This is a genomic window from Mycolicibacterium peregrinum, from assembly GCF_001665625.1.
GTDB lineage: Bacteria > Actinomycetota > Actinomycetes > Mycobacteriales > Mycobacteriaceae > Mycobacterium > Mycobacterium peregrinum_B.
In genome coordinates, this window is sequence record NZ_LZSY01000096.1 from 37,626 (window position 1) to 62,518 (window position 24,893).

Below are 24,893 nucleotides of genomic sequence, written 5' to 3' on the forward strand. Positions count from 1 at the left end.
GGCGGCCGTACGTACCCAAACCCGGACGATCGTACCGGGCGCGGCGACCACGCCTACGAGTCAGCTGACGGCTCTAGTCAACCAACCACGCACGCGCAAAGCTCTTATTTTTCTCTTAATGTTAAGGGACCGTGACGGTCCCGGCCAAATCCGCCACGCGAGTCGCGGTCCGGGCGTGTTCGGTGTCAACCGTGCTTGGGGTGCGGCGCGTTGTCCACCAGGCCCTTGGCCCAGCTCAACGTCCACTGCGTGGCGGTCTCCCCGTTCTCCACCCAGAACTGCGGGGTGTTGTACAGAGCGTGCACCGGGCCGGCCGCGCTGCCGGTCAGTGTCTCCAGGGTCTTGGGCAGGTTGAAGATCGAGAACGCCTCCTCCGGCGCCGAGCAGATCAGGTCTCCCTTGCCGCAGATCTGATTGGTCCGGTCGTTGAGCGCCCCGAAGCCGCCCTGCCGCGGTCCCGTCATGGTCAGACCCATCTCGGACAGCACCGGCACCTCGTGCAGCGTGATCTCGGCTCCCTGGCCGGGCGGGTTGGGACCGATGTCCTGCCCGACGCCGAATTGGCGACGCCCGTCGGCGATCAACGTCGCGCCCAGCACCAGATCCTCGTCCACCGGGCCACGGCCGTTGCCGATATCGCTGGCAAGGTCCCCACCGATCACCGCGCCCTGCGAGAACCCGGCGATCACATAGCTGGTCAGCGGGCACCGGTCGTTCATGTCCGTCATCGCCTTGACCGCGGTGCGCTTCCCCTCGGCGCGGCTGTCGTTGTAGGACATCTGCTTGTCTGCGGCGAACGGGTTATGGAACTGCGCGGTGTAGGGCACCGTGTAGACCTCGAGCCGGTCCTTCCCGAACTGCTCGGACATCGGCCGGCTGATATTGCTCATCAGCGACAGCGGGAACTGCGTCGGGTTGAACGGGTCGTCCTGAGGCGAGGACTCCCAGGTGCCGGGGATCGAAACCAGCATCACGTCGGGGCAGTCGGCGGACTGGAACTCCGGGCGCGGCTTACGTGTCGTCGACGGTCCAGGAACCCCGGCCGGCGGCTGGGCCGACGGCGGCGCCGACGGGCTCTCGGGGCGACGCAGGTAGATCACCACGATGGACACCACCAGCACCACGACGAGTGCCATCGCCCCGGCGGCGATCAGTGCCAGGATGCGGTGCCGCTTCCGGCGGCCGGCATTTTTTGCCATGGGTTACTCGGGCTCCTCGCGTGCGGTGCGGTGATCTGCTTGTCAGCAGAGATGTTCGGTGGCGATACGGATGTAGTCGGTGGCGGCGGCATCGATCTCGCCGGACGTGGGGCTTTCCGAGGTATGGGCAGCCCGGACATCACTACGGACCAACGGCAGGACGAAATCCCGTACCGCCTGGTCGTTCAGCTTGGCGGCGTGAGCCTGGCACACGTACGACCCGATCGACAGCGCCAGCAGCTCACTGGACGGGTTGATCCCCGTGTCCTTGAGCTTGTCGAGATACGTGTGCTGCTGCGACGTCAGGTCCAGCTCACCGGGACGACCCTGCTGAGGTTGCGCGGACACCGCCTGCGGCTGCGCACCGTTGACCTGTGACGTCGGCAGGGCCAGCGGCGCCATGATGTCGCCGCCCGCATCGCACGCCGTGAGCAACGACGCAGCGGACACCGCTGCCACCAGGGTGGCCGACCGTACCGTGTGCTGCACGCTTCCACCGTACCGGCTGGTGAAAAGTGCCCCGGCGCAGCTGATTCTGGTCACCACGGCGGCCCGCTCGAACCGCTACTTGATGGTCGCGACCAGCTCACCCGACATCTGCGCCAGCTGCGGCGCCCAGCTACCCCAGTCATGCTGGCCTCCGGCCGGCATGTCGAAGTGCCCGTTGCTGCCGCCGACCGAGCGGTAGTGCTGGTAGAAGGACCGGTTGCTGCCCTGCGCCAGATCGCAGACACCGATCATGGCGGCCGGGTCGCTGCATGTCAGGGCGGCGGGGCTGTACACCCAGAGCCGGGTGTTGGCATCGGCCAGCAACTGCACGTGCACGTCGGGGTCATGCCACTTCCAGCGGCCCAGCTGTGGGGCACCCCACATGCCGTAGCTGTCCACCCCGCCGAACTGGGCCATACCCGCGGTGATCGCGCCGTTGAGAGTGGTGGCCGACGGAGTCAGGAAGCCCGACAGCGATCCGGCGAAGCGGTACCGGTCGGGGTGGAACGCAGCCAGCGTCAGCGCGGCGGTGCCGCCCTGCGAGGCGCCCACGACCCCGTGCCCGCCCGGAGCCAGCCCCTTGTTGGCGGCCAGCCAGTCCGGCAGCTCGGCCGAGAGGAAGGTCTCCCACTGCTTGCTGCCGTCCTGCTCCCAGTTCGTGTAGAGGCTGAACGCGCCACCGGCCGGGGCCGCCACCGAGATACCGCGGCCGGCCAGGGTCGACATCGCATGACCCGCGTTGACCCAATTGCTGACATCGGGGGCCGCGTTGAACGCATCGAGCAGGATCACCGCGTGCGGGCCACCGCCCTGGAACGCCACCGGAATGTCACGGCCCATGGCCGCCGACGGGACCATCAGGTACTCGACACCGTCCGCCCGGGCCGGAGCGCTCGTCGTCGCCGACGCTGTCCACAGGCCGGCTCCCAACACCACCGCCAGCAGCATCGCCCGCATCAGACTCAACGCACGTCTCATCATCAACCTCTCCCGCTGCCGGTCGTTCGGCGTGCCCCCGCACACGTAATCCGCGTTGTAGTGAACCACATCGCAACCACAGCCGGGGCCCAGAAACGGCTGACGGCGGCGACCCCGTGGGGATCGCCGCCGTCTTCCGTGTTGTCAGGTGCGTTGGATCGCTACCTATCGTCCGCTCAGGCGGTCGGGGTAGCGCCCAGGACGCGCTGCAGGTCAGGCTTCATGGCCTGCAGCTGCTGGCCCCAGTAGGCCCAGTTGTGCGTACCGCTCTGCGGGAAGTTGAACACCGCGTTCTTGCCGCCGGCCGCGATGTACTTCTCCTGGAAGGTGGAGTTCGTGCGGCACACGAAGCCCTCGAGGAACTTCGCGGGCATGTCGGCGCCACCGAGCTCGCCCGGCTTGCCGTTACCGCAGTACACCCAGAGCCGGGTGCCGTTGTTGGCCAGGGTCGCGACGTTCTCGGTCGGGTCGTTGGCCTTCCAGGCGTTGTCCGGGTCACCCGTCTTGCCCCACATGTCGTCGGCCTTGTAGCCGCCGGCGTCACCCATCGAGATACCGATCAGCATCGGCCACCAGCCCTCGGACGGGTTCAACGTGCCCGACAGGGACGAGGCGTAGATGAACTGATCCGGGTGCCGAGCCGACAGCATCAGCGCCGACGAACCGGCCATCGACAGACCGACCACAGCGCTGCCGGTCGACTTCACGTCCTTGTTGGCCGCCAGCCACGCCGGGAGCTCCTGCGTCAGGAAGGTCTCCCACTTGTAGGTCTTGCAGCCGCCGTCCTTGCTGCCACAGGCCGGCTTGTACCAGTCGCTGTAGAAGCTGGACTGGCCGCCGACCGGCATGACAACCGAGATGCCGGAGTTCAGGAACCACTCGAACGTAGGCAGTTCGATGTCCCACCCGTTCTGGTCTTCGCGAGCGCGCATACCGTCCAGCAGATAGAGCGCAGGTGCACCCGCGCCACCGCTCTGGAACTCGACCTTGATGTCACGTCCCATCGCTGCCGACGGAACTTCGAGATACTCGACCGGTAGGCCGGGCCGAGACCAGGCTCCAGCGGTTGCCGAGCCGCCTACGACGCCAACCAGGCCAGGCAGCACGGCTGCTGCGGCGACCGCAACCGTCAACCGGCGCGACAGGCCGCGCATCTTCCCAACGAACTTCATACCGCTCCCTATCTGAATCTCTTCTTCGTATTCCGCACATCGATAAATGACCGACGTAAGCGGCTCACGTGCCCGTGTAGTCAACCACACGATTGCGTGATGCTTCTCTTCAGCAGTTGTCGTCCCTGGTCGCCCCTCAGCCGTTGATGGTCGCGATCAGGTCTGGTTGGAGGGCCCGCAGTTGAGCGGCCCGGTACGGCCGGGCGTGGTTGCCCGCCGGGGGAAAATGAGAGCTCACGTTGCTCCCGCCCGCGTTGCCGCGGGCAGTCTGAAAGTCCTTGTTGCACTTGATCGGGTCGTTGCGCGTCCTGGCGACGGTGCGCAATGCCGGGAACGACGCGGCACGGGTGGGCCGGCCCGGGCGGTAGACCGACATGTTCGACGCGGACCCGGCCGACATCGTCAACGCCTCCGCAGCGTTCCCGGTCCAGACGACCTGCTCGTCGGCGGCCAGATGACCCGGGAACCCGGGTGTGAGGAAGGTCTCGCGAGAGAACGCACGGGCCGTGGCCATCGGTAAGCGCCGACCCCAAGGGCGCATACCGGAGACACCAGAGGTCAGCATCGGTTTCTCGTACCGTCCGTTCAAGATCGATCACGCGGGCTCGTCTGGGTATCGGTGCCGCCCGCCCGGGCGTTACCGGATACACAGAATTCGGTCCTACGATCTCGCGCGCGGTCACGGTCCGGTGGCGGGCATCCCTGTGTACGGCGGGTTCTTGGGCTCGGGAACCGGCAGGCCGCACCGCTTCAGGTCATAGAGAGGCACGCGGTCGATCCGGTACTTGGTGAACTCGTAGGCGTGCGCCAGGTTGGAGAGGAACCGCCGTGGGCTCATCTCGCCGCGCACCGAGTTCAGCATCGACTCGGTGTCCGGGCATTCCAGTGCGGCCTCGGCCTGCGAGACCCATTCCTCGTCCAGGTAAGGCGGGATCCACTGCTTGGTCTTGAGGAACGGCCCTTCGGCCACCGCCCAGTCCGGGAACAGGTTCTTGTCGTGGCCGATGCGGCCGTCGGTCAGCCGCTGGGTGTGCATCGCCAGCGGATTCGTCAGACCGATCTGGTCGATGACCCGCACGTCGAGTCCGACGTTCATGCCGAGCATGCCCATGTTGGTGAAGAAGACGGTGTGCGGGGTTTCCAGCGCCCGACGGTCGGCTGGGCTGAGATCGGGCGGTGGCGGATAGGCGGGCACGACGTCCCACTGGTCGTAGTTGCCCGACGGCAACAGCAGCGCCCCGTCGGGGGTGTTGTTGATCGCGGTCAGCACCGCACGCATCCGGGGATAGTCCAGGTAGTCGGCGGCGGTCAGCGGGTGCGCGTGACCGGTGGCCTGCGAGTAGAACCGGCGCTCGTCGACGATCCCGGTATAGGTGACGCGGGTGCCGTCGGCCCCCAGGCCCGGCGAGTTGGCGGCCCAGATCGACCAGCCCACCACCGATGCCCACAACACACTGGTGGCCGCGGCCAGCAGGTAGCCGGTTTCCCGGGTGAACCTGGTGCCGTCGGGCAGCACGACCGGTATGACCGCGACGGGCATCAGCAGGCAGAACAGCGGGGTGAGCAGCACCCGGCCGTGCATGAAGTCACCACCCTGGCGCACCCAGTAGATGCCCTGCAGCAACCCACTCGCGAACATGAAAAGCACTACGGCCGCAGGACTCTGGACAGTGCGGGCCAGCCAGCCGTAGCCGCGGGGCACCTGATGGCGCACCCACCACGGCCGGGTCCGCGTGGTCAGCAGCACCGCGCCGAGGGCGGCCAGCAACAGCACCGGCACCCACAGCAGGTACGGGTGGTTGAAGTTGGTGAGATAGGTCAGGCCCTGGGCCCACTTGGATCCCGACGCGTCCTTGGCCACCGCAGTGCCCGGCACGATCAGCCCGTAGTAGCCCATCCGGAAGATCTGGTAGGCGACCGGCAGCAGTCCGCCGGCCACCAAGATCAGGACGCGGCGACGCCGGCCCCGGGCGGCGATCAGCATCATGACCAGTGCGCCACCGCCGATCAACGCCAACTCGGGACGGATCAGCACACTCAGCCCGGCCACGGTGGCCAGTGCACCATCGAAGTACTTGCTGGACACCGGGTTCGGCGCCTCCTTGGCCGCGCCGCGCCGTGTTGCCGGAGCCGCGCGCAGGGCCTGCGACCAGCACACCAACATCCACCACAGCAGACCCAGATAGGCGAGGACCAAACCGTTTTCGAGCCCCGAGGTGGCGAAGTCGCGGGCCGGCGGGACGGCGATGTAGACCAGCGCGCCCGCGGGCAGCAGCAGGGCGCGGCGACCCTGCAGACTCGGGGCATACAACCGGCCGGTGCCGAGCATCGCCAGGACGACACCGAGCACGCTCAACGTCAGCGCGAGGGCCAACGCCACGTACTCCATCCGGACCGAACCGCCGAGCCAGGCGCCCAGCGTCACCAGATAGGTCCACGCGGTGGAGGTGTTGGCCTCGATCCGCTCACCCGCATTGAAGACGGGACCGTTGCCCGCCAGCAGGTTTCGGACCGTCCGCAACACGATCAGACCGTCGTCGGCGATCCAGCGGCGCTGCCAGGCGCCCCAGCCGAACAGCCCGGCCACCACGACGACACTCACCCACAGGCTGACCCGCACGGAGACGTCGTAGGGAAACACCGGCCACCGCGCCAACCGGGCACCCACGCCGCCCGCCAGGCGGCGCAGCGTGATCCGGTCAGCTGAAGTAGATGGCTGCACCGATGGTTCCGATCCAGGCCAGGAACAGGATCTGCAGCACTCGGTCTTTCAGCGCAATCTCCTCAGGCTCACCGGCGATGCCACCGTCGATGTCGACCGCGTAACGCAGGATCGCGACCGTCCAGGGAACGATCGTGATCGCGTACCACGATGCATTCCCGTCCAGGCCGGAGCCGCCGCTGGCACTGTCGCGGCCGAAGGCCCACAGGCCGTAGCAGAGCACCACCGCAGTGGCCGACAACGTCCACACGAAGCGCAGGTAGCTGCTGGTGTAGCGCTCCAGCGACTTACGGATCTTGGCGCCGGTGCGCTCGGCCAGTTGCAGCTCGGCGTACCGCTTACCGGCCGCCATGAACAATGCGCCGAAGGCCATCACCAACAGGAACCACTGCGACAGCGGGATGTCCGCGGCCACACCACCGGCGATCGCCCGGATCAAGAACCCCAGCGACACGATGCAGATGTCCAGCACGGCCTGGTGTTTGAGCCCGAAGCAATACGCCAGCTGCATGGCGATGTACACAACCATCACCAGAGCGAGATTCGGGTTCAACAGCCATGAGATGCCGATCGAGGCCACCCCGAGCACGACAGCCAGCGTGTAGGCCAGCGATGCCGGGACCACGCCGGCCGCGATGGGCCGGAACCGCTTCGTGGGATGGGCGCGGTCGGCCTCGACGTCACGCGCGTCGTTGACCAGATAGATCGACGACGCGGCCAGACAGAACACCACGAACGCGATCGACACCTTGTAGGCGAGATCGGCGTAGTCGTACTGGATCCCGCTGCCGACCGCGGCCACCGGGGCCGTGAGCACCAGCAGGTTCTTGATCCACTGACGCGGACGGACGGCCTTGACCAGGCCGACGGCCAGGTTCTTCGGCGGACCGGCCTCCGGCTGCGCTTCCTCACTCATTTGGCCACAGTCTCCTTCGGCCCGACACCGGCAGTATTTCCGACCACAGAACCGACGAGCGTCCCGACGGCCACGCCGGTGAGCACATCGGTGGGATAGTGCACGCCCAGCACCAGACGCGACAGCGCCATGGGCACCACCAGCACCGCACGCACCGGCAGACCGGTGGTCCGGGCCAGCAGCACCGCGGCGGCGGCGGTCGAGGTGGCATGTGCCGAAGGGAAGCTCAACCGGCTCGGCGTCCCGACGTTCACGGCGATATCGGGGTGGTGCGGCCGCTCACGGCGTACCACCCTTTTGATCAGGACCGCGGCGGCATGGGCCAGGAAAGCCCCGGCACCCACCGCCAACCATGACTTGCGCTTGGCCGGCTGGGCCAGCGCACCGGCCGCCGCAAGCCCGAGCCAACCCAGGCTGTGCTCACCGAAATGAGACAGCGCACGAGCGCCGGTCAGTACGCCCGGCCGGGTGGCCAGGGCAGACTGCACGGCAACCAACACGGCGTCCTCGCCGCGCGGGGCATCGGTCATGTCAGTTTTTCTCCGCCGACTCTGTCAGCAACACCGTCTCCCACTTCTGGGTGCTGGTCAGCACCGGCAGCGCCTCACGATAGACCTTGCGCAGTCGGTCGAACTGACGGACCACACGCAACTGCTGGCGCAGCGAGGCCCGGAGCAACGCGAACATCTTGGCGCGATCGCGCTGGCGGTACACCACACCACGCCCATCGGCGGTGGTGACGGTGACCCCGTCGACCCGGCACAGGGAGAACCAGCGGGCGTCCTGGGTCGCCACGTTGATCTCCGGCCGGGTGTGGGTTTCCGGGTCGTGCTGACGCAGTTGGTGAACCACGCCGCGGGCCAGGTTCACGATGATGGCCGGCTTGGACACCGGGATGCGGACCTTCTTGCGCTTGAGGTCCGAGGCCGCGGGCAGTTCGGTGGCACCGCCCAGCACGACGGCATCGGGGAACTGCTGGCGCATCGCGCGGATGTCCGGCAGGGCCGATTCAAGGATGGAGAAGATGTGTTCCGGTCCCGCCAGGAAGTCCTCCATGGCCCGGTTCTGGATGGCGACCGTCGAATACTCAAGGCACAGAAGATGTTTGAACGTGGCCTTGAGGTGGCTGGCCAAAAGCCCGCGCGCGTCGCCGTCCCAGTGCAGAGCCGCGATCACCAGCCGGTTGCGCAGGTGGAAGTAGGCCTGCCAGTCGATGGCGTCGTCCTTGTCGCTCCACGCCATGTGCCAGATCGCCGCGCCGGGCAGGGTGACGGTGCGGTAGCCGTGCTCGGCGGCCCGCAAGCCGTATTCGACGTCGTCCCACTTGATGAACAACGGCAGGGGTTGCCCGAGCTCCTCGGCCACCTGCCGGGGGATCATGCACATCCACCAGCCGTTGAAGTCGACGTCGATCCGGCGGTGCAGCAGCTTGCTGCGGTCGGAGTCGGTGTCGTCCAGCGCGTACTTGGCGAAGTCGTGGTCGTACTCGGCGTTGGGGGCCGCCGACCACATGAAGTTCGTCCGGTCGACCATCTCGCCCATGATGTGCAGGTGCGACGGCTCCTGCAGGTTGAGCATCTGGCCACCCACCAGGATCGGTTCCTTGGCGAACCGGTTCATGGCCAGGGCGCGCAGGATCGAATCGGGTTCGATGCGAATGTCGTCGTCCATGAACAGGATCTGCTCACAGTCGGTGTTCTTCAGCGCTTCGTACATCACCCGGCTGTAGCCACCGGACCCGCCGAGGTTGGGCTGGTTGTGGATCGTGAGCCGGTTGCCGAGCGCTGCCGCGGCGTCCTCGAAACCGGGATGGTCCTTGGCCTTGCTGGTGCCCTGATCGGACACGATGACCGCGCTGACCACCTCGTCGACCAACGGATCCGACGTCAGCGCGGCGAGCGCGTTGACGCAGTCGGAGGGGCGGTTGAAGGTCGGGATGCCGACGGCGATGTTGGCGCGGCCCGGCGCAGGTGTCGGGGCGTACCAACCGGCGCTGTGGACCCGCACCGCGGTATTGCTGGTGATGTCGAACCAGATCCAGCCGCCGTCCTCGAAGGGTGCGAGGTCGATCTCGAATTCGACACTTGCCGGTTCGGCGGAGTCGCCGCTGGACACCGGGGCGCCGCCGACGGTGATCCGGGCGCCGGTGGCCTTGGACCGGTAGACGTCGACGCGGGCGGTGCCGGTCAGCTCCACGCGCAGCACCACAGACTTCAGGGTGGACCAGCGCCGCCAGTAGCTGGCCGGGAAGGCGTTGAAGTAGGTCGCGAACGAGATGCCGGATTCGGTGCCGATCTCCAGCGTCGTGCGGGTGGGCGCGTGGGCCCGGCGGGCATTGGTCGGGTCTTCGACGAGATAGAGCTTGCGGACGTCCAGTGGCTCACCCGGTCGCGGCAGGATCACGCGGGCGAGCAGACTGACCGCCCTGGACTCTCCGGCCTCCAGTGCGCCGGAAGGGATGTCACTCATGCGTTGCTGCTTTCCTTGTCGGTCTGCTCGTTCACCAGCGGTGCACCGTCAGCCAGGTGCGGTGCCAGGGTGTTGTCGTACATGTTCAGCGCGCTGGCGATGGCCATGTGCATGTCGAGGTACTGGTAGGTGCCCAGCCGGCCACCGAAAAGCACCTTCGCCGAGGCGGTCTCTGCCTTGGCCCGGGCGCGGTAGGAGGCCAGCAGGGCGCGGTCGGCCTCGGTGTTGATCGGGTAGTACGGCTCGTCGCTCTCTTCGGCGAAACGCGAGTACTCGCGCATGATCACCGTCTTGTCGGCCGGGTAGTCCCGCTCGGGATGGAAATGGCGGAACTCGTGGATCCGGGTGTAGTCCACGTCGGCGTCGTTGTAGTTCATGACGGGTGTGCCCTGGAAGTCGCCGGTGTCGAGCACCTCGAGATCGAAATCCAGTGTGCGCCAGCCCAGCCGGCCCTCGGAGTAGTCGAAGTAGCGGTCCAGCGGCCCGGTGTACACCACCGGGGCGTCGGGATTGGCGGCACGCAATTCGTCGCGGACGTCGAACCAGTCGGTGTCCAACCGCACTTCGATGCGGTCGTCGGCGGCCATGTTCTCCAGCCAGGCGGTGTACCCGTCGACCGGCAGGCCCTCGTAGGTGTCGTTGAAGTAGCGGTTGTCGAACGTGTAGCGCACCGGCAAGCGGGTGATGTTGGCCGCAGGCAGCTCGCGCGGGTCGGTCTGCCACTGCTTGGCGGTGTAGTGCTTCATGAACGCCTCGTAGAGGGGGCGCCCGATCAGCGAGATGGCCTTCTCCTCGAAGTTCGCCGCCTCGTGCCCGGCGATCTCGCTGGCCTGCTCCTTGATCAGGGCGCGGGCCTCGTCGGGGGTGAAGTAGCGCCCGAAGAACTGCGAGACCAGGCCCAGCCCCATCGGGAACTGGTAGGCCTGGCCGTCATGCATCGCGAAGACGCGGTGCTGATAGCCGGTGAAGTCGGTGAACTGCCGCACGTAGTCCCACACCCGCTGGTTGGAGGTGTGGAACAGGTGGGCACCGTACTTGTGGACCTCGATGCCGGTCTGCGGTTCGGCTTCCGAGTAGGCGTTGCCGCCGATATGCGGGCGCCGTTCTATAACAAGGACACGCTTGCCCAGCTGCGTCGCCGCGCGCTCAGCGATCGTCAGACCGAAGAAACCGGAACCGACGACGAATAAGTCGAAATGTCCGCTGGACTGGTCTGTAGCGACCCGGGGAGATAAGGACGTCATCGGCAGCCAGGGTATCCGACCGTGCCCCCGTGCCCCGAATTCGACGAAGGGCCCAGGTCGCAATTCGCTCACGATTCAATATCGTCACTCTAGACACACGAGTAACAGCCTTAACATCGATCTCGTTGGCATTCATGGGCTCCACACCACCTGGTCCGGAACCGCCGATGAAGCAAGCGGAGAGCACCCCGTGCAATCCGAAATGCAGTCCTTAACTGCAAACATATTGAGGAGACTTCCGTGCCGAACCGCCGTCGACGCAAGCTCTCGACAGCCATGAGCGCAGTCGCCGCAGTGGCAGTCGCAAGTCCAGTCGCCCTAGTTGCCATGTCGCAGCTGTCCCCCGCGCCGCAGGAGCGCGAGTTCACCCAGGCAGCGCTGGTCACCGACCTGCCGGGCGAACTGATGTCCGCACTGTCGCAGGGCCTGTCCCAGTTCGGCGTCAACCTGCCGCCGATGCCGTTTCTCAACAGTTCCACCCCGGCCCCGACCCTCGGCTCGCCGACCCTGACCTCGCCGGGCCTGGCGTCGCCGGGGCTGACGTCACCGGGGCTGACCGCGCCGGGCCTGACCGACCCGGGTCTCACCTCACCCGGACTGACCTCGCCAGGGCTCACGTCACCCGGACTCACTTCGCCGGGGCTCGCCTCACCGGGCCTGACGTCCCCTGACGCCGCGCTGACCAGCCCCAATGGCGCGACGCCGAGCTTGACCTCGCCGACCGCCGGCCTTCCGGCCGCACCCGGCGGGTTGACCAACCCGGCGCTCACCCCGCCGGGGACCGGCTCGCTGACCAACCCGGCATTGACGCCGGCCGGCGCCGCACCGGGCGGGCTGACCACGACCCCGGCAGGCCTGGGCGGGGGCCTGACCTCGCCGACGGGCCTGGACCCGGCCCTGAGCGGTGGCCTGGGAGCCCCGGGCGAGGTGCCGATCTCGGCTCCGATCGGGCTGGATCCCAGTGCGGGCACCTACCCGTTGCTGGGCGCCGACCCGTCCTTGGCCGCGATGCCCGCCACCAGCAGCGGCGGTGGCGGACTGTTCGGCGACCTGTCCAGCGCGGCCAACCAGCTCGGCGCCGGCCAGGCCATCGATCTGCTCAAGGGCATGGTCATGCCGGCGATCACCTCGGCGATGAAGCCGCCGGTGCCCGCGGCCCCGGCCCCGGTCCCGCCGCCGCCCGCCTAGTAAATAAGCCCGGTTGAAAGAACGGCACCGCAGAAGCCATCGGCTCTGCGGTGCCGTTGTGTGCGAAAGGTGACGCGCGGGCCGTGTCGAATCATTCGTAACACCAGACTCATACGTAACATCAGTCCGTGCAGTCCCGCCGCTCCGCGCCGTCGATTCTCTTCACCGCACTTGCGGCGACGGTTGTGATCGTGCCGTGGGCCATCTCCGGATCCGATTCCGGCGAACACCAACCCGCATCAGACGCTGCGCCGCAGCTCACACAGCAACCACTCGACAATCTCACGGTCGGTGAGAGCATCCGCGAGGTCCATCAGGACACCCCGTTCTCGATGGTCGCGCTCACCTCGCCGGACCTGCGCGGCACCTCGGCCCGGGTTCGCGCCCGCAAGGACGACGGCAGCTGGGGACCCTGGTACCAGGCCGAGAATCTCGACGGGGTCGGCGCCGACACTCCCGGCCCGCGCGGCACCGAACCGGTATTCGTCGGGCGTACCAACACCGTGCAGATCGCCGTCACCCGCGCGCCGCAAGCCCCACCGCCGCCTCCCGGCAAGAAGGGGAAGGCCGGGCCGGCGCTCGGCTATGTACCTGCCAACGTCGAAGCACCCATCGGCCAGAACGTCACCGCGGTCCTGATCAGCCCGCCCCAGGCCCCCGTCGACGTCGGGCCGCTGCCCACCGCCGCCATCAACCCCGGCCAGCCGCCGACCATCATCAGCCGCGCACAGTGGGGCGCCAACGAATCGATGCGATGCGGAAACACTGTGTACGACAAGGGCATCCGAGCCGGCATCGTGCATCACACGGCAGGTAGCAACGATTACGCCCCCGAGGACTCGGCGGGCATCATCCGGTCGATCTACGAGTACCACACCCGCGAGCTGGGCTGGTGCGACATCGCTTACAACGCCATGGTCGACAAATACGGCCAGGTGTTCGAGGGCCGCGCAGGCGGCATGGACAAGCCTGTCGAGGGATCCCACACCGGTGGGTTCAACATCGACACCTGGGGTGTGGCGATGATGGGCGACTTCGACGTCGTGCCACCGACCGAGATCCAGGTGCGCAACACCGGCCGCCTGCTGGGCTGGCGACTCGGCCTCGATCACATCGACCCGCACGGCACCGTCGTTCTCACCTCAGCCGGCGGATCCTTCACCCACTTCCCGCGCGGAGCCACCCCCACTTTGCCGACGATCTTCACCCACCGTGATGTCGGTATCACCGACTGCCCAGGCAACGCGGCGTACGCCCAGATGGATCGCATCCGCGACATCGCCGCCCGGTTCAACCAGCCGCCCGGCCCCGCGGACCTGGCCGACCAGATGCGTGGCGGCGCGATCTACAACCGGTGGCAGGCCGCGGGCGGTGCGGCCGGAATGCTGGGCAATCCAACCTCGCCCGAGACCGCGGGCGAAGGTGCCACCCGCTACGCCACCTTCGAGCGCGGCGCCGTGTACTGGTCACCCGACAGCGGTGCCGAACCGGTCTCCGGAGCCATCTACGAGGCGTGGGGAACCCTTGGCTTCGAACGGGGAGTCCTCGGCCTGCCGACCAGTTCCGAGATCGGTGAACCCCAGTGGATCGTGCAGAACTTCCAGCACGGCACGCTGAACTTCGACCGCGAGAAGGGGACGGTCACCCGTGTCGTCGACGGCGTGCCGGTCGAACTGCCCCCGCCGTCACCCGACGATCAGCCGGTGCAACTGGAGCGTTTCACCCCGATCACCTGACTGGCCGAAACCGGTTGCGGCTCAGGACCACCAGCGTTCGAGCACGTGGGCCACACCGTTCTCGGCATTGGTCACGGTGACCTCGTCAGCAGCGGCCACCGCCTCGGGGTGGGCATTGCCCATCGCCACACCACGCCCGGCCCAGCTCAACATCGGTATGTCGTTGGGCATGTCGCCGAAGGTGACGATGTCGGTCGCGGTGAGCCCCAGCGGGGTGGCCAACTCCGCCACACCGGTGGCCTTGCTGATGCCCAGCGGCACCACCTCGATGAGCCCGTTGTTGGTCGAATAGGTGATATCGCCCTGTAACCCAACGTGTTTGAGTAGCTCGGCGGCCATGTCGGCACTACGTGCGCCGGCCTTGCGGATGAGCAGCTTCACCGCAGGGGCACTGAGCAGATCCTCCACCGACACCTCGGTGTTGTCCGGATTGAGCCAGGCATGTTCGTATCCCGGCGAGCTGACGAACTGCGGGGTCGCCGCGTCGTGCGCAGACCGACCCACGCGTTCCACGGCCAGCCCCGCGCCCGGGATCACCCGCGTGGCGATCTCGGCGAGCTCACCGAGCACCTCGGTCGAGAGCGTGTGCGCCGACACGATGCGGTCGGTGGCCGGGTCGTAGATCACGGCGCCGTTGGCGCACACCGCCATCGGTGCGAGGCCGAGGCCGTCGACCACCGGTGCGATCCAGCGCGGCGGCCGTCCGGTGGCCAGGACGAATGTCGTCCCCGCCGCCACCGCCGCCTGTACCGCCGCCCGCGTGCGCGGCGTGACCTTCTCGTCCTCGTCGAGCAGCGTTCCGTCCACGTCGGTGGCGATCAGCCCCGGCGCCCGTTCGTCGCTCATCAATCGTTCCCCGTCGCTTCGCTCGCCTGGCCGTTGTTTCCCGTCGCTTCGCTCGCCCGCTTACGCGCACGTTCGGCGAGTTCCGCCTCGTCGAGCAGCTTCGCCTCTGCCGGTGTCGGCGCACTTCCACCGAGCCGGTTCGGCACCCAGTACGCCCCGGCAGGCTCGGCGTAGCCCTGATGGGTCTGCTCGAGCAGTGCCGACATCGCGGCCCGCAGGGTGTCGTCGATCTGGGTGACCGAACCCGATGCCCAGATCGGCTCGCCGACGGCCACGCTCACCGGAATCTTCTTGCGTCCCAGTGACTTCGGATGGTCCTTGGTCCAGATGCGCTGGGCTCCCCAGACGATCAGCGGAATGATCGGCACACCGGACTCCAGGGCCATGCGCGCCGCACCCGTCTTGAAATCCTTGAGCTCGAAGCTGCGGCTGATCGTCGCCTCCGGGTACACCCCGACCAACTCGCCGCGGCGTAACGCCTCCACCGCCGCGCTGTAGGCGCCCGCTCCCGCCCTGCGGTCCACCGGGATCGTCCCGGTGTGTTTGATCAGGTAGCCCACCGGCCTCACCTGCTCCATCTCCGCCTTGATCATGAAGCGCATCCGGCGACGACGTTCGGTCGCGGCCAGAGCTGCAGGCAGGAAGTCGACGTAGCTGGTGTGGTTGATGGCGACGACGGCTCCACCCGTGGTGGGCAGATTGTCCAGCCCACGGAAGGTGATCCGGGTTCCGGTGGCCCGCACCACGAGCCCGGCGGCAATCTCCAAACTTCGGAAGACCGGTTCCATACGCGACTTACCCCGAGAGGTCGGTCGGTCCAGAAGGTCCGGTGGGCCCTGAGGGTCCGGCCTCGGCTCTCTTGGCCGCTTTGGCGGCAGCCTCCTCGGCATCCATCCGGTTGGCCTCGGCCAGCGTCGGGGCCGAACCACCAAGCCGGTGCGGTACCCAGAATTCACCGGGCGGATACGGGCCGTAGGCGTCCTGCACCTGGGTGAGCAGATGTTGCATGCGCGAATGCAGCAGTGCGGTCAACTCCGGCGCGGGCAGGGTGGGCTGGATCGGCTCGCCGACGGCGATCGAGATGGGCACCTTGGGCCGGTACAGATTCTTCGGGTGACCCTTGGTCCAGATGCGCTGGGCGCCCCACACGATGTGCGGCACGATCGGCACCCCGGCCTCGATCGCCATCCGCGCGGCGCCGGACTTGAAGTCCTTGATCTCGAAGCTGCGGCTGATCGTCGCCTCGGGGTAAACCCCGACCAGCTCACCCGCCTTGAGGTAGTCGACCGCCGACTCGAACGAGGCGGCCCCGCTGTCGCGGTCCACCTCGATGTGGCGCAGGCTGCGCATGATCGGTCCGGTGATCTTGTTGTCGAAGACTTCCTTCTTTGCCATGAACCGCACCTTGCGGCCCCGCTTCTGCAGGTAGGCCGGCAAGCCGGCAAAGGTGAAGTCGAAGTAGCTGGTGTGGTTGATGGCCACCACCGCACCGCCGGTGACCGGGAGATTCTCTACCCCCGTCACCGTGAACTTCAGCCCCTGCAAACGCCAGGCAGCTCGAGCAACTTGTATGACAGTCCCGTACACCGGTTCCACGTAGCCAGCCTAATCCCAGCCCGGATCGGCGCATCACCCAACTCGGGCTAGGCTGGGCGGGCATCGAAGTACTCCATCGAAAGGCCGTTTGTGCAGGTCACCAGCGTCGGACATGCCGGCTTCCTGATCGAGACCAAGGCTGGCAGCATTCTGTGCGACCCCTGGGTCAACCCCGCCTACTTCGCCTCCTGGTTCCCGTTCCCCGACAACACGCAGTTGGACTGGACGGCGCTGGGAAATGTCGACTATCTGTACGTGTCGCACCTGCACAAGGACCACTTCGACCCGGAAAATCTGCGCCGCCACGTCAACAAGGACGCTGTGGTGCTGCTGCCCGACTTCCCGGTGCCCGATCTGCAGCGCGAGCTGCAGGCGCTGGGCTTTCACCGGTTCTTCGAGACCACCGATTCGGTCAAACACACCGTCAGCGGCCCCAAGGGCGACCTCGATGTGATGATCATCGCGCTGCGGGCACCGGCCGACGGCCCGATCGGCGATTCGGGTCTGGTGGTCGACGACGGTGAGACCGTCGTCTTCAACATGAACGACGCGCGGCCCGTCGACCTGGACATGTTGCACTCGGACTTCGGCCAGATCGACGTGCACATGCTGCAGTACTCCGGCGCCATCTGGTATCCGATGGTCTACGACATGCCTGCCCGCGCCAAGGAGGCCTTCGGCATCCAGAAGCGGCAGCGCCAGATGGACCGATGCCGCCAGTACATCGCGCAGGTTGGCGCGACGTGGGTGATCCCCTCGGCCGGTCCGCCGTGTTTCCTGGATCCCGAGTTGCGCGATCTGAACGACGACCACGGCGATCCGGCCAACATCTTCCCCGACCAGGTGGTGTTCCTGGACCAGATGCGGCGCCACGGGCATGACCGTGGGCTGCTGATGATCCCCGGCAGCGCCGCCGATTTCGCCGGCTCGCAACTCAATTCGTTGACCCACCCCGTCGAGGACCCGGAGGCGATCTTCACCACCGGCAAGGCTGCCTACATCGAGGATTTCGCCCAGCGCATGGCCCCGGTCCTGGCCGCCGACAAGGCCTCGTGGGCGCCGGCGGCGGGCGAACCTCTGCTGCCCGGGCTGCGGGCTCTGTTCGAACCCATCATGAGCCAGACCGACCAGATCTGCGACGGCATCGGCTACCCGGTGGAGTTGCGGCTGTCCGGCCCCGACCACAGCGAGACCGTGGTGCTGGACTTCCCGAAACGCCTTGTCCGTGAACCCATCGCCGACGAGAAGTTCCGCTACGGCTTCGCGATCCCGCCCGAGCTGGTACGCACCGTGCTGCGGGATGACGAACCGGACTGGGTCAACACCATCTTCCTGTCCACCCGGTTCAAAGCCTGGCGCGTGGGCGGTTACAACGAGTACCTGTACACCTTCTTCAAATGCCTCACCGATGAGCGCATCGCCTACGCCGACGGCTGGTTCGCCGAGGCGCACGACGACTCCTCGTCGATCACCCTCGACGGCTGGGAAATCCAGCGTCGTTGCCCGCACCTGAAGGCCGACCTGTCCAAATTCGGTGTGGTGGAAGGCAACACCCTCACCTGCAACCTGCACGGCTGGCAGTGGAACCTGGACAACGGCAAATGCCTGACCACCAAGGGCCACGAGTTGCGGTGCAGCAAGTCATGACCGCCCCGCGCCAGTACTACGACGACGGTCTGATCCAGTTGGACCGTGAGGCGATCACGTTGCGGCGCTACCACTTCCCGTCGGGAACCTCGAAGGTGATCCCGTTGCGGTCCATCAGCGGATACCGGGCCGAATCACTCGGTCTGGTCCTCAACCGCTTCCGCATCTGGGGCAGTTCAGACCTGCGCCGCTGGCTGCCACTGGACGTGTGGCGGCCCATCAAGTCGACGTTGATCACCTTGAAGGTCAAAGGGACTCGCCCCGACCCCGCGTTCACCCCGCAGCGGCCCGCAGAGTTCATCGCGGTACTCGACGAACTGCTGGGGCGCTAGGCGTCAGCGCGCGGAGCGCACCACCTGCCGCAGTTCGGATGCCGCGCTGGAGGCACTGTCGTACACCCGCACGATGGCCTCGTCGCCCGGCTTGAGGAAGGTGGACTCACCCAACGGGGTGTAGCGGGTGGCGCCGATGCCGATCAGCACGTTCTCGGGATGGCCACTGGCCACCATCAACGCACCGACATCCTCCAACGGCGTGTCGGCCGAACCCTTCTGGTTGGCCAGCCGCTCGACGATCCAGTCCAGCAGCACCTCGCCGTAGTACGAGTAGCCCACCAGGGGTGAATCCACCCCGTAGGCATGCTGCTCGCCGTCGTTCTCGCTCAGGTAGCAGACCAGCCGCATGGTTGCGGTCGGACCGTCCGGGGTGAGATCACTGATCTCGAAGAATTGCGGCGCAACGCCTTTGGAGGCCGGGCCCCAGTTCTTCTTGTAGCTGATCTTGGGTGCGCCCGGCCTGCGGATCGAGCAGTCGTTGAAGGCGCCGAGCGCGAACGGCTCCAGCCGCACCACGGTGTCGCCGTTCCACACCACCCGGCAGGCCACCCCGACCTCGGGCTCGATCTGAAGGTTCAGTGGGCCCTGGAATTCGGGGTCCTCGCCGACGTCAGGAATCACGATGGCGTCGCTGGACAGCGGGAACTCGCCCAGAAAGTCGTCCCGGCCCGGCGCGTACCACGGAAAGATGCCTTTGGGTGCATACCCTTCGGTAACAACCTTGACGAAATCCCCGGCCTCCCCGGCCTGTTCGAGGTGACCCGCGAAGTTACCGGCCACGCCGAAGCCGAACCAGTTACGCAATTCGGCAAGGTCGATGTCGATCATGGCTGCAACCCTACTGTGGCCACGACAAGCCGGTAACAAGTCGCTCTTAAGTCGCCGGGACCAGGCTGTGCTCTGCGAGTGCCGATCCACGCCGGATCAGCCGAATCCGAGGAGTGTCCCGTGCCGACAACCACCACAAGCATCACCGTCTCACCTCGCTGCGCGGGTGACCCCGCGCCGGACCTGCTGCGCATCGCGTTGGCACACCGCGCGATGCTGGCCGACCTGCTCCGCCTGGGCGACCTGGCCGCGGCGATGCGCGACCGGGATGTGATCTGCACCCCCGGCCGGGCCCGGGCCATCTCCCGGTATGTCGAGCGGCTGTGCGATTCCATCCACCATCACCACACCACCGAGGATGCGGTGCTGTGGCCGGTGATCCAGGCCAGCGTGGGCGACCACGTGGACCTGAGCGAGCTGATCGACGACCATGCCGCGCTGGACCCGCGGTTGGAGCAGCTGCGAGCCCGGGCCGCGGCGTTCCGCCTGTCGATGGGTGATCGCCACATCGCCGGCCTCATGGCCATCGAGCTGGCCGAACTGGCGGCCCTGCTGACCGAACACATCAACGACGAGGAGATGGAGGTGTTCCCGCTGATCACCGAACACGTCTCGGTGGCCGATTGGGCGGCAGTGGAGAAAGCCGCCCGGGACGGCAGCCGGATGTCGTTCGACGGCCCGCGCTCGATGACGGTGGTGACCGACGACGAGCGTGCCGCGCTGATGCAGCACACCGGGATCGGACAGCGGGTCCTGCTCGCTGGGCTGCTGGTGCTGCACCGGCGCCGGGAGCGGGCGGTCTTCGGCACCGCCCGATAAGCCGGCACCGCCGGCGTCAGTCCACGAAGCGCCGCGCCTCGCCCGCCAGCCGGTCCCTCAGCTTCGCGGCAGCCGCCCGGTAGCCGCCCGCCTGCTCCGGCCGGCCCAGCGCGTCGGCTGCGACGGCCAGCGCCTCGTCGACGGGCCCCATCATGAGACCGTCGACACCGAGTCCGGCGATGCGCCCGGAGTAGGGCTCGAGGTCGGCCGCCCGGGCCTCTGCCTCCTCGACATCGCCGAGCGCCACGGCGGCATTGACGCGTAGCACGGTGAACGGAAGCCAGAAGTACGCCCGCTCGATCGGTTGCCGGTCGCGCCACAGTTCGCGGGCCTCCGCCTCGCGCCCCCGCGCGATCAGCGCCAGCACCGCGGCGTCCAGCGCCGCAACCGACACCTCGCGGTAGAAGAACACCAACTCGTCGGCGAGCACACCGAGGTCTCCGAGGCAGAACTCACCCGTCACCCGGCCGACCATCGCCAGCTTGGCTCCGTTGGCGGCACCGTTCTCGACCATCCGTGCCGCCAGATCGGTGTAGGCACCCACCGCCTCGTCCAATCGCGCGGCGAGCAGATACATCCGGGCCCGGAACAGTCCCAGCACGCCGAGGAGATGGACGAGCTGGCCGGTGCCGGCCCGGGCCACCGCGATGTCCACGTGCCGTTTCGCGGTCACCAGATCGGACCGATGACCGGCCGCCAGCGACAGCAGCCAGTGCGCCACCGCTTGATAGTCGGCCTGCTCGGTGGCCTCGGCGGTCCGCAGCAGTTCGGCGGCGGTCGATTCACGCTCGGCATCGATGTCGGGGCCCAGCGCGCAGTACGCCCGGACATTGAGGGCAGTGCACAACAAGCGGCCCGACGATCCCGGGTCCTCGGCGTAGGCGCGTCGCGCCAGCTCGAGCAGTTCCGTGCTGGCGGCCAGCGCGCCCTCCGGATCGGTGCCCTCCAGCTCCACATAGAGCGCCTTGAGCAACCGGATCCGGTCAGCCGCAGTGATTTCCGTCGGACCACCGGCCAGCACGTGGCGCAGCAGGCCGATCATCTGCGCATCGGATTCGTCGTATTCGCGGTCCCGCCACACCAGCGGGGTGTCCCACGCGGTCAGTACCCGCACCATGAGGTCGTCGCGCGACTTCCCGGTCAGCAACTGCAGCGCAGCCTTCAACTCGATGCGCGCGGCGACGGCGTCGCCGGACTGGGCCAGCGCGGAGATCAGCCCGCACCGGGCTTCGATCTCGGGCTCGAGGCCCTCGGTGCTGGGCCGCAACCGGCGACTGGCCGCCAATTCCAACATCTGCACGGCGGCCCGCCACTGCCGGGCGGCTTCGACGTGAGCACCGACCGAATCCGCCTCACGGGCTGCCGCGGTCGCGAAAGCAGTGGCGGCCAAAGCGGTTTCCGCGGTCGCCGACGCGACCGCGTGGTGCGCCAGAGCGGCCGGGTCGACGGATCGGCCGGGCGCGCGCAACAGCTCCAACGCCGCGCCGTGCAACCGCGACCGCCGCAGTTTGGAGGTGTCCTCATAGAGCGTGTCGCGAACCAGCGAATGGGCAAACCTCAATCTGCCTGGCGCCGGCTCGTCGAGCAGGCCGAGCAGCACGGCCGGTTCCAGCGCGTCGAGCAGGTCGTCAGGGTCGTTGCGCCCCAGTTCGGCGAGGAGGTCGACGTCGATGTCGCGACCCAGCACGGCTGCTTGACGCAACGCGGTGACGGTGGGGCCCGGCAGCCGGGCCAACCCGCGGCGCAACACATCTCGGACGCCGACGGGCACCGATGCCCAGACCGCGTCCGGCCCCTCCGCGGCCATCAGCCGGGCCAGTTCGCGGACGAACAACGGGTTGCCGCCGGTGCGTTCACGCAGCAGCCGCAGCGCCTCCCCGCTGGCGGCCGTCAGTCCGTAGTCCGCTGCCAGTGCCGCCGTGGCCGCCGCGTCGAGACCGTCGAGAATCAGATGTGCCGCGGTGTGCACCGTCAGGGCCGCCCGCGCCACCTCGAGTTCGCCGCGGTCCTCCGACGGGCGATAGGTGCCGATGACCAACACCGGAAGGTCTTTGATCCGGTCGGCCACCAGCCGCAGCAGCTCCAACGTCAGACCGTCGGTGCGATGCAGGTCGTCGAGGACCACCGCCAACGGTTGGCTGCCCGCGACCGCGCTCAACACGTCGGCCACCGCATGCCCGAGCCAGAACGTGCCCGCCTCGGCCGCGGCGACGTCGTGCAGCAACGGCGCCAACGCCTGCCTTCCGTCGTCCGCCGGGGCTCCCGCCTCCAGCAACTCGCGCAACACCTCGGTCCACGCCCACCCTGCCGGCGCGCCGTGGACCTCCGGGCAACGGCCGAGCACGGTGCGCCAGCCCGCAGCCCGCAACTGGGCTGTCGCCGCGGCCGCCAGGGTGGTCTTGCCGGATCCCGCCTCTCCCCCGATCCACAGCACTGCGCTGTTGCCGGCGGCCACAGCGTTTGCGGCAGTGTCGATTTCGGCGAGTTCCTCGGCCCGGCCGTAGGCCGTCAATTCTGAACCGCCGGGCGCGGCGACCTCCGGGATCGCAGGCTGAGCCGGCCGGGAGGGCTCCAAATGATCGGCCTGGCGCAGGATGTCACGCTCGAGATCGCGCAGAGCGCGGCCCGGTTCCAGTCCGAGCTCGTCGACGAGGTGGTCCCTGGTACGCCGCAGCACTTCCAGCGCGTCGGTCTGACGTCCGGTCTGATACAGGGCCGTCGCCAGCACGGCAGCGGCGCCCTCGCGGCCGGGACGCTCGCCGACATGCCGTTCCAGCGCGGCGATCGCGGTGCTGTACCGGCCCAGCTCGACCTGCGCAGCGGCCTGGGCCTCCACCGCGGCCAGCCGGAGCTCGGTCAGGCGGGCGATCTCCGGCGCCGCCCACAGCGCATCGCCCGCCCCCGCGAACGGGTCTCCCGACCAGTCGGACAAGGCCTCTTCGAGCAGGCACACGCGTTGCTGTGGATCCGATTCCCCATATGCAGCAGTGACTTTCGCTTCGAACTGCCAGGAGTCGACGGCATCGGCCGGCAGTCGCAGACAGTATCCGGGCGCGGCGCTGACCAGGATGCGGGCCGGGGCCCGTCGCTGCCGCCCCGGCTCGAGTGCCCGCCGCAGATGCGACACGTAGACCTGGAGAGCCGCCAACGCCTTGGGTGGCGGTTCCCCCTCCCACAGGTCATCGATGAGGCGGTCGACGGACACCGTGTGTCCGTGTGCGGCAACCAATCTCGCCAACAGCGCCCGTTGCAGCCGGGCACCGAGATCCACCGGCTCGTCGCTCACCCAGGCCTGTACCGGCCCGAGCACCCTCACCCGTACCACGCTGTCCCCCGACATGTCCGCAGTTCTACTGGGCCGCGGTGTGGACGGTTACCGGGGTTCCAGCACCGGGGTGCCGACGAACGGCACCAGCGCCTCGGGTACCCGCACGCTGCCGTCGGGTTGCTGATGGTTCTCCAGGATCGCCACCAGCCAGCGCGTGGTGGCGAGCGTGCCGTTGAGCGTGGCGGCGATCTGCGGCTTGCCGTTCTCGTCGCGGTAGCGCGTGGCCAATCGCCGCGCCTGGAACGTCGTGCAGTTCGAGGTGGACGTGAGCTCCCGGTAGGTCTGCTGGGTGGGCACCCATGCCTCGCAGTCGTACTTGCGTGCCGCCGATGAGCCGAGATCGCCTGCGGCGACGTCGATCACCCGGTAGGGCACGTCGATGGCCGCCAGCATCTGGCGCTGCCAGCCGAGCAGTTTCTGATGCTCGGACTCGGCGTCCTCGGGCTTGCAGTAGATGAAGCCCTCGACCTTGTCGAACTGGTGCACACGGATGATGCCGCGGGTGTCCTTGCCGTAGCTGCCGGCCTCGCGCCGGAAGCACGACGACCAGCCGGCATACCGCTTCGGACCGTCGGACAGGTCCAGGATCTCGCCCGAGTGATAGCCCGCCAGCGGCACCTCCGAGGTGCCGACCAGGTACAGGTCGTCGGCTTCGAGCCGGTAGATCTCGTCGGCGTGGGCGCCGAGGAATCCGGTGCCCGCCATGACTTCCGGGCGCACCAGCACCGGCGGGATCATCAATGTGAACCCATTCGCCACGGCCACCTGGGTGGCCAGTTGCAGCAGGCCCAGCTGGAGCAGCGCCCCGGCACCAGTGAGGAAGTAGAACCGCGAGCCCGACACCTTGGCGCCGCGTTCCATGTCGATGAGCCCGAGTGTCTCGCCCAGCTCGAGATGGTCCTTGGCGTTCTCGATCGCCCGCGGCTCGCCGACGGTGTCCAGTAGCGCGAAGTCGTCCTCGCCGCCGGCCGGCACACCGTCGATGATCACGTTGCCGATCGCCATGTGCGCAGCGGTGAAGGCGCTCTCGGCCTCGGCCTGCGCCACCTCGGCAGCCTTGACCTGCTCGGCCAGGTCCTTGGCCTGCTGCAGCAGGCCCGGACGTTCCTCGGGTGTCGCCTTGCCCACCAGCTTGCTGGCGGCCTTCTGGTCGGCCCGCAGATTGTCGGCCGTCGAGATCGCGGCCCGCCGCGCCGCATCGGCCTGCAGCAGGGCGTCGACGCGCGCCGGGTCTTCCCCGCGGGCTCGTTGCGACGCACGGACGATGTCGGGATTGTCGCGCAGCAGCTTGAGGTCGATCACGGGCGCAACCCTACTTTTTGAAGTGCGAAGACGTACATCTGAGGTGGTCGAAAAGGTGGCGCCGGTCGAGAGTGACGGC

General features: G+C 67.7%; 21 protein-coding genes. 5 read left to right on the top strand and 16 right to left on the bottom strand.

The features are described 5' to 3' along the window. Positions 1 to 185: 185 nt before the first annotated feature. The 10 genes from culp6 to glf form a co-directional block, all read right to left on the bottom strand. Complete coding sequence (gene culp6 / locus A5779_RS13900; RefSeq protein ID WP_064882777.1) at positions 186 to 1,199, bottom strand: carboxylesterase Culp6; 1,014 nt, start codon at positions 1,197 to 1,199, stop codon at positions 186 to 188. A gap of 42 nt (positions 1,200 to 1,241) precedes the next feature. Continuing rightward, complete coding sequence (locus A5779_RS13905; protein ID WP_064882834.1) at positions 1,242 to 1,688, bottom strand: hypothetical protein; 447 nt, start codon at positions 1,686 to 1,688, stop codon at positions 1,242 to 1,244. A 75-nt stretch (positions 1,689 to 1,763) separates the two neighbouring features. Next, complete coding sequence (locus A5779_RS13910) at positions 1,764 to 2,666, bottom strand: alpha/beta hydrolase-fold protein (RefSeq protein WP_064882779.1); 903 nt, start codon at positions 2,664 to 2,666, stop codon at positions 1,764 to 1,766. Between the two features lie 176 nt (positions 2,667 to 2,842). Continuing rightward, complete coding sequence (locus A5779_RS13915; RefSeq protein WP_055118679.1) at positions 2,843 to 3,838, bottom strand: esterase family protein; 996 nt, start codon at positions 3,836 to 3,838, stop codon at positions 2,843 to 2,845. 136 nt (positions 3,839 to 3,974) lie between these two features. Next, positions 3,975 to 4,352: a hypothetical protein gene (locus A5779_RS13920; protein ID WP_064882781.1), complete on the bottom strand. Its 378-nt coding sequence runs from the start codon at positions 4,350 to 4,352 to the stop codon at positions 3,975 to 3,977. A gap of 165 nt (positions 4,353 to 4,517) precedes the next feature. Further along, positions 4,518 to 6,560 carry a terminal beta-(1->2)-arabinofuranosyltransferase gene (zomB, locus tag A5779_RS13925; RefSeq protein WP_413784918.1) on the bottom strand — a complete coding sequence of 681 codons (2,043 nt, stop codon included), beginning with the start codon at positions 6,558 to 6,560 and terminating at the stop codon, positions 4,518 to 4,520. Beyond that, positions 6,538 to 7,476 carry a decaprenyl-phosphate phosphoribosyltransferase gene (locus A5779_RS13930; protein WP_064882784.1) on the bottom strand — a complete coding sequence of 313 codons (939 nt, stop codon included), beginning with the start codon at positions 7,474 to 7,476 and terminating at the stop codon, positions 6,538 to 6,540. Before A5779_RS13930 ends, zomB begins: the two co-directional genes overlap by 23 nt. Next, complete coding sequence (locus A5779_RS13935; RefSeq protein ID WP_064882786.1) at positions 7,473 to 8,006, bottom strand: phosphatase PAP2 family protein; 534 nt, start codon at positions 8,004 to 8,006, stop codon at positions 7,473 to 7,475. Before A5779_RS13935 ends, A5779_RS13930 begins: the two co-directional genes overlap by 4 nt. Position 8,007: 1 nt before the next feature. After that, on the bottom strand, positions 8,008 to 9,945 hold the full coding sequence (locus tag A5779_RS13940; RefSeq protein ID WP_064882787.1) for a glycosyltransferase: 1,938 nt from the start codon (positions 9,943 to 9,945) through the stop codon (positions 8,008 to 8,010). After that, complete coding sequence (gene glf, locus A5779_RS13945) at positions 9,942 to 11,189, bottom strand: UDP-galactopyranose mutase (RefSeq protein ID WP_064882789.1); 1,248 nt, start codon at positions 11,187 to 11,189, stop codon at positions 9,942 to 9,944. The genes A5779_RS13940 and glf overlap by 4 nt, the downstream gene beginning before the upstream one ends. Positions 11,190 to 11,429: 240 nt before the next feature. On the opposite strand from glf, the gene A5779_RS13950 reads away from it, so the two are divergent. Together A5779_RS13950 and A5779_RS13955 are read left to right on the top strand one after the other, a co-directional pair. Continuing rightward, a complete protein-coding gene (locus A5779_RS13950; protein ID WP_064882791.1) occupies positions 11,430 to 12,377 on the top strand; it encodes a hypothetical protein in 948 nt (315 codons plus the stop codon). Between the two features lie 128 nt (positions 12,378 to 12,505). Beyond that, positions 12,506 to 14,113, top strand: coding sequence for an N-acetylmuramoyl-L-alanine amidase (locus tag A5779_RS13955; protein ID WP_064882793.1), 1,608 nt, complete (start codon positions 12,506 to 12,508; stop codon positions 14,111 to 14,113). Between the two features lie 21 nt (positions 14,114 to 14,134). Here A5779_RS13955 and A5779_RS13960 read toward each other — a convergent pair whose 3' ends face one another. The 3 genes from A5779_RS13960 to A5779_RS13970 are packed head-to-tail and all read right to left on the bottom strand — an operon-like array spanning position 14,135 to position 16,555. Beyond that, the gene (locus A5779_RS13960; RefSeq protein ID WP_064882795.1) at positions 14,135 to 14,959 is read right to left on the bottom strand and encodes a Cof-type HAD-IIB family hydrolase; all 825 of its coding nucleotides are present in this window, start codon (positions 14,957 to 14,959) and stop codon (positions 14,135 to 14,137) included. Beyond that, positions 14,959 to 15,747, bottom strand: a complete 789-nt coding sequence (locus A5779_RS13965) for a lysophospholipid acyltransferase family protein (RefSeq protein WP_064882797.1) — start codon at positions 15,745 to 15,747, stop codon at positions 14,959 to 14,961. The genes A5779_RS13960 and A5779_RS13965 overlap by 1 nt, the downstream gene beginning before the upstream one ends. Positions 15,748 to 15,754: 7 nt before the next feature. Further along, the gene (locus A5779_RS13970; protein WP_064882799.1) at positions 15,755 to 16,555 is read right to left on the bottom strand and encodes a lysophospholipid acyltransferase family protein; all 801 of its coding nucleotides are present in this window, start codon (positions 16,553 to 16,555) and stop codon (positions 15,755 to 15,757) included. 90 nt (positions 16,556 to 16,645) lie between these two features. On the opposite strand from A5779_RS13970, the gene A5779_RS13975 reads away from it, so the two are divergent. Together A5779_RS13975 and A5779_RS13980 are read left to right on the top strand one after the other, a co-directional pair. Continuing rightward, on the top strand, positions 16,646 to 18,202 hold the full coding sequence (locus A5779_RS13975) for a Rieske 2Fe-2S domain-containing protein (protein ID WP_064882801.1): 1,557 nt from the start codon (positions 16,646 to 16,648) through the stop codon (positions 18,200 to 18,202). Then, positions 18,199 to 18,534 (top strand): hypothetical protein, encoded by a 336-nt coding sequence (locus A5779_RS13980; protein ID WP_055118703.1) that lies wholly within the window; start codon positions 18,199 to 18,201, stop codon positions 18,532 to 18,534. The genes A5779_RS13975 and A5779_RS13980 overlap by 4 nt, the downstream gene beginning before the upstream one ends. Positions 18,535 to 18,537: 3 nt before the next feature. Here the strand turns inward: A5779_RS13980 and A5779_RS13985 are convergent, their stop codons facing one another. Further along, positions 18,538 to 19,365 carry a DUF5718 family protein gene (locus A5779_RS13985; protein WP_064882803.1) on the bottom strand — a complete coding sequence of 276 codons (828 nt, stop codon included), beginning with the start codon at positions 19,363 to 19,365 and terminating at the stop codon, positions 18,538 to 18,540. Positions 19,366 to 19,485: 120 nt separating this feature from the next. On the opposite strand from A5779_RS13985, the gene A5779_RS13990 reads away from it, so the two are divergent. Next, positions 19,486 to 20,184 carry a hemerythrin domain-containing protein gene (locus A5779_RS13990; protein WP_064882838.1) on the top strand — a complete coding sequence of 233 codons (699 nt, stop codon included), beginning with the start codon at positions 19,486 to 19,488 and terminating at the stop codon, positions 20,182 to 20,184. Between the two features lie 16 nt (positions 20,185 to 20,200). On the opposite strand, the gene A5779_RS13995 is transcribed toward A5779_RS13990, so the two are convergent. Next, positions 20,201 to 23,524: an ATP-binding protein gene (locus A5779_RS13995; RefSeq protein WP_064882805.1), complete on the bottom strand. Its 3,324-nt coding sequence runs from the start codon at positions 23,522 to 23,524 to the stop codon at positions 20,201 to 20,203. 33 nt (positions 23,525 to 23,557) lie between these two features. Continuing rightward, on the bottom strand, positions 23,558 to 24,814 hold the full coding sequence (gene serS / locus A5779_RS14000; RefSeq protein WP_064882807.1) for a serine--tRNA ligase: 1,257 nt from the start codon (positions 24,812 to 24,814) through the stop codon (positions 23,558 to 23,560). Between the last annotated feature and the right edge of the window lie 79 nt (positions 24,815 to 24,893).

Excerpts from the sequence above, each read along its gene's own strand:
- A5779_RS13915 (WP_055118679.1), bottom strand. The coding sequence starts at position 3,838 with ATGAAGTTCGTTGGGAAGATGCGCGGCCTGTCGCGCCGGTTGACGGTT.
- glf (WP_064882789.1), bottom strand. The coding sequence starts at position 11,189 with ATGACGTCCTTATCTCCCCGGGTCGCTACAGACCAGTCCAGCGGACAT.
- A5779_RS13930 (WP_064882784.1), bottom strand. The coding sequence starts at position 7,476 with ATGAGTGAGGAAGCGCAGCCGGAGGCCGGTCCGCCGAAGAACCTGGCC.
- A5779_RS13960 (WP_064882795.1), bottom strand. The coding sequence starts at position 14,959 with ATGAGCGACGAACGGGCGCCGGGGCTGATCGCCACCGACGTGGACGGA.
- A5779_RS13910 (WP_064882779.1), bottom strand. The coding sequence starts at position 2,666 with ATGAGACGTGCGTTGAGTCTGATGCGGGCGATGCTGCTGGCGGTGGTG.
- A5779_RS13995 (WP_064882805.1), bottom strand. The coding sequence starts at position 23,524 with ATGTCGGGGGACAGCGTGGTACGGGTGAGGGTGCTCGGGCCGGTACAG.
- A5779_RS13935 (WP_064882786.1), bottom strand. The coding sequence starts at position 8,006 with ATGACCGATGCCCCGCGCGGCGAGGACGCCGTGTTGGTTGCCGTGCAG.
- culp6 (WP_064882777.1), bottom strand. The coding sequence starts at position 1,199 with ATGGCAAAAAATGCCGGCCGCCGGAAGCGGCACCGCATCCTGGCACTG.
- A5779_RS13940 (WP_064882787.1), bottom strand. The coding sequence starts at position 9,945 with ATGAGTGACATCCCTTCCGGCGCACTGGAGGCCGGAGAGTCCAGGGCG.
- A5779_RS13985 (WP_064882803.1), bottom strand. The coding sequence starts at position 19,365 with ATGATCGACATCGACCTTGCCGAATTGCGTAACTGGTTCGGCTTCGGC.
- A5779_RS13965 (WP_064882797.1), bottom strand. The coding sequence starts at position 15,747 with ATGGAACCGGTCTTCCGAAGTTTGGAGATTGCCGCCGGGCTCGTGGTG.
- A5779_RS13980 (WP_055118703.1), top strand. The coding sequence starts at position 18,199 with ATGACCGCCCCGCGCCAGTACTACGACGACGGTCTGATCCAGTTGGAC.
- A5779_RS13920 (WP_064882781.1), bottom strand. The coding sequence starts at position 4,352 with ATGGCCACGGCCCGTGCGTTCTCTCGCGAGACCTTCCTCACACCCGGG.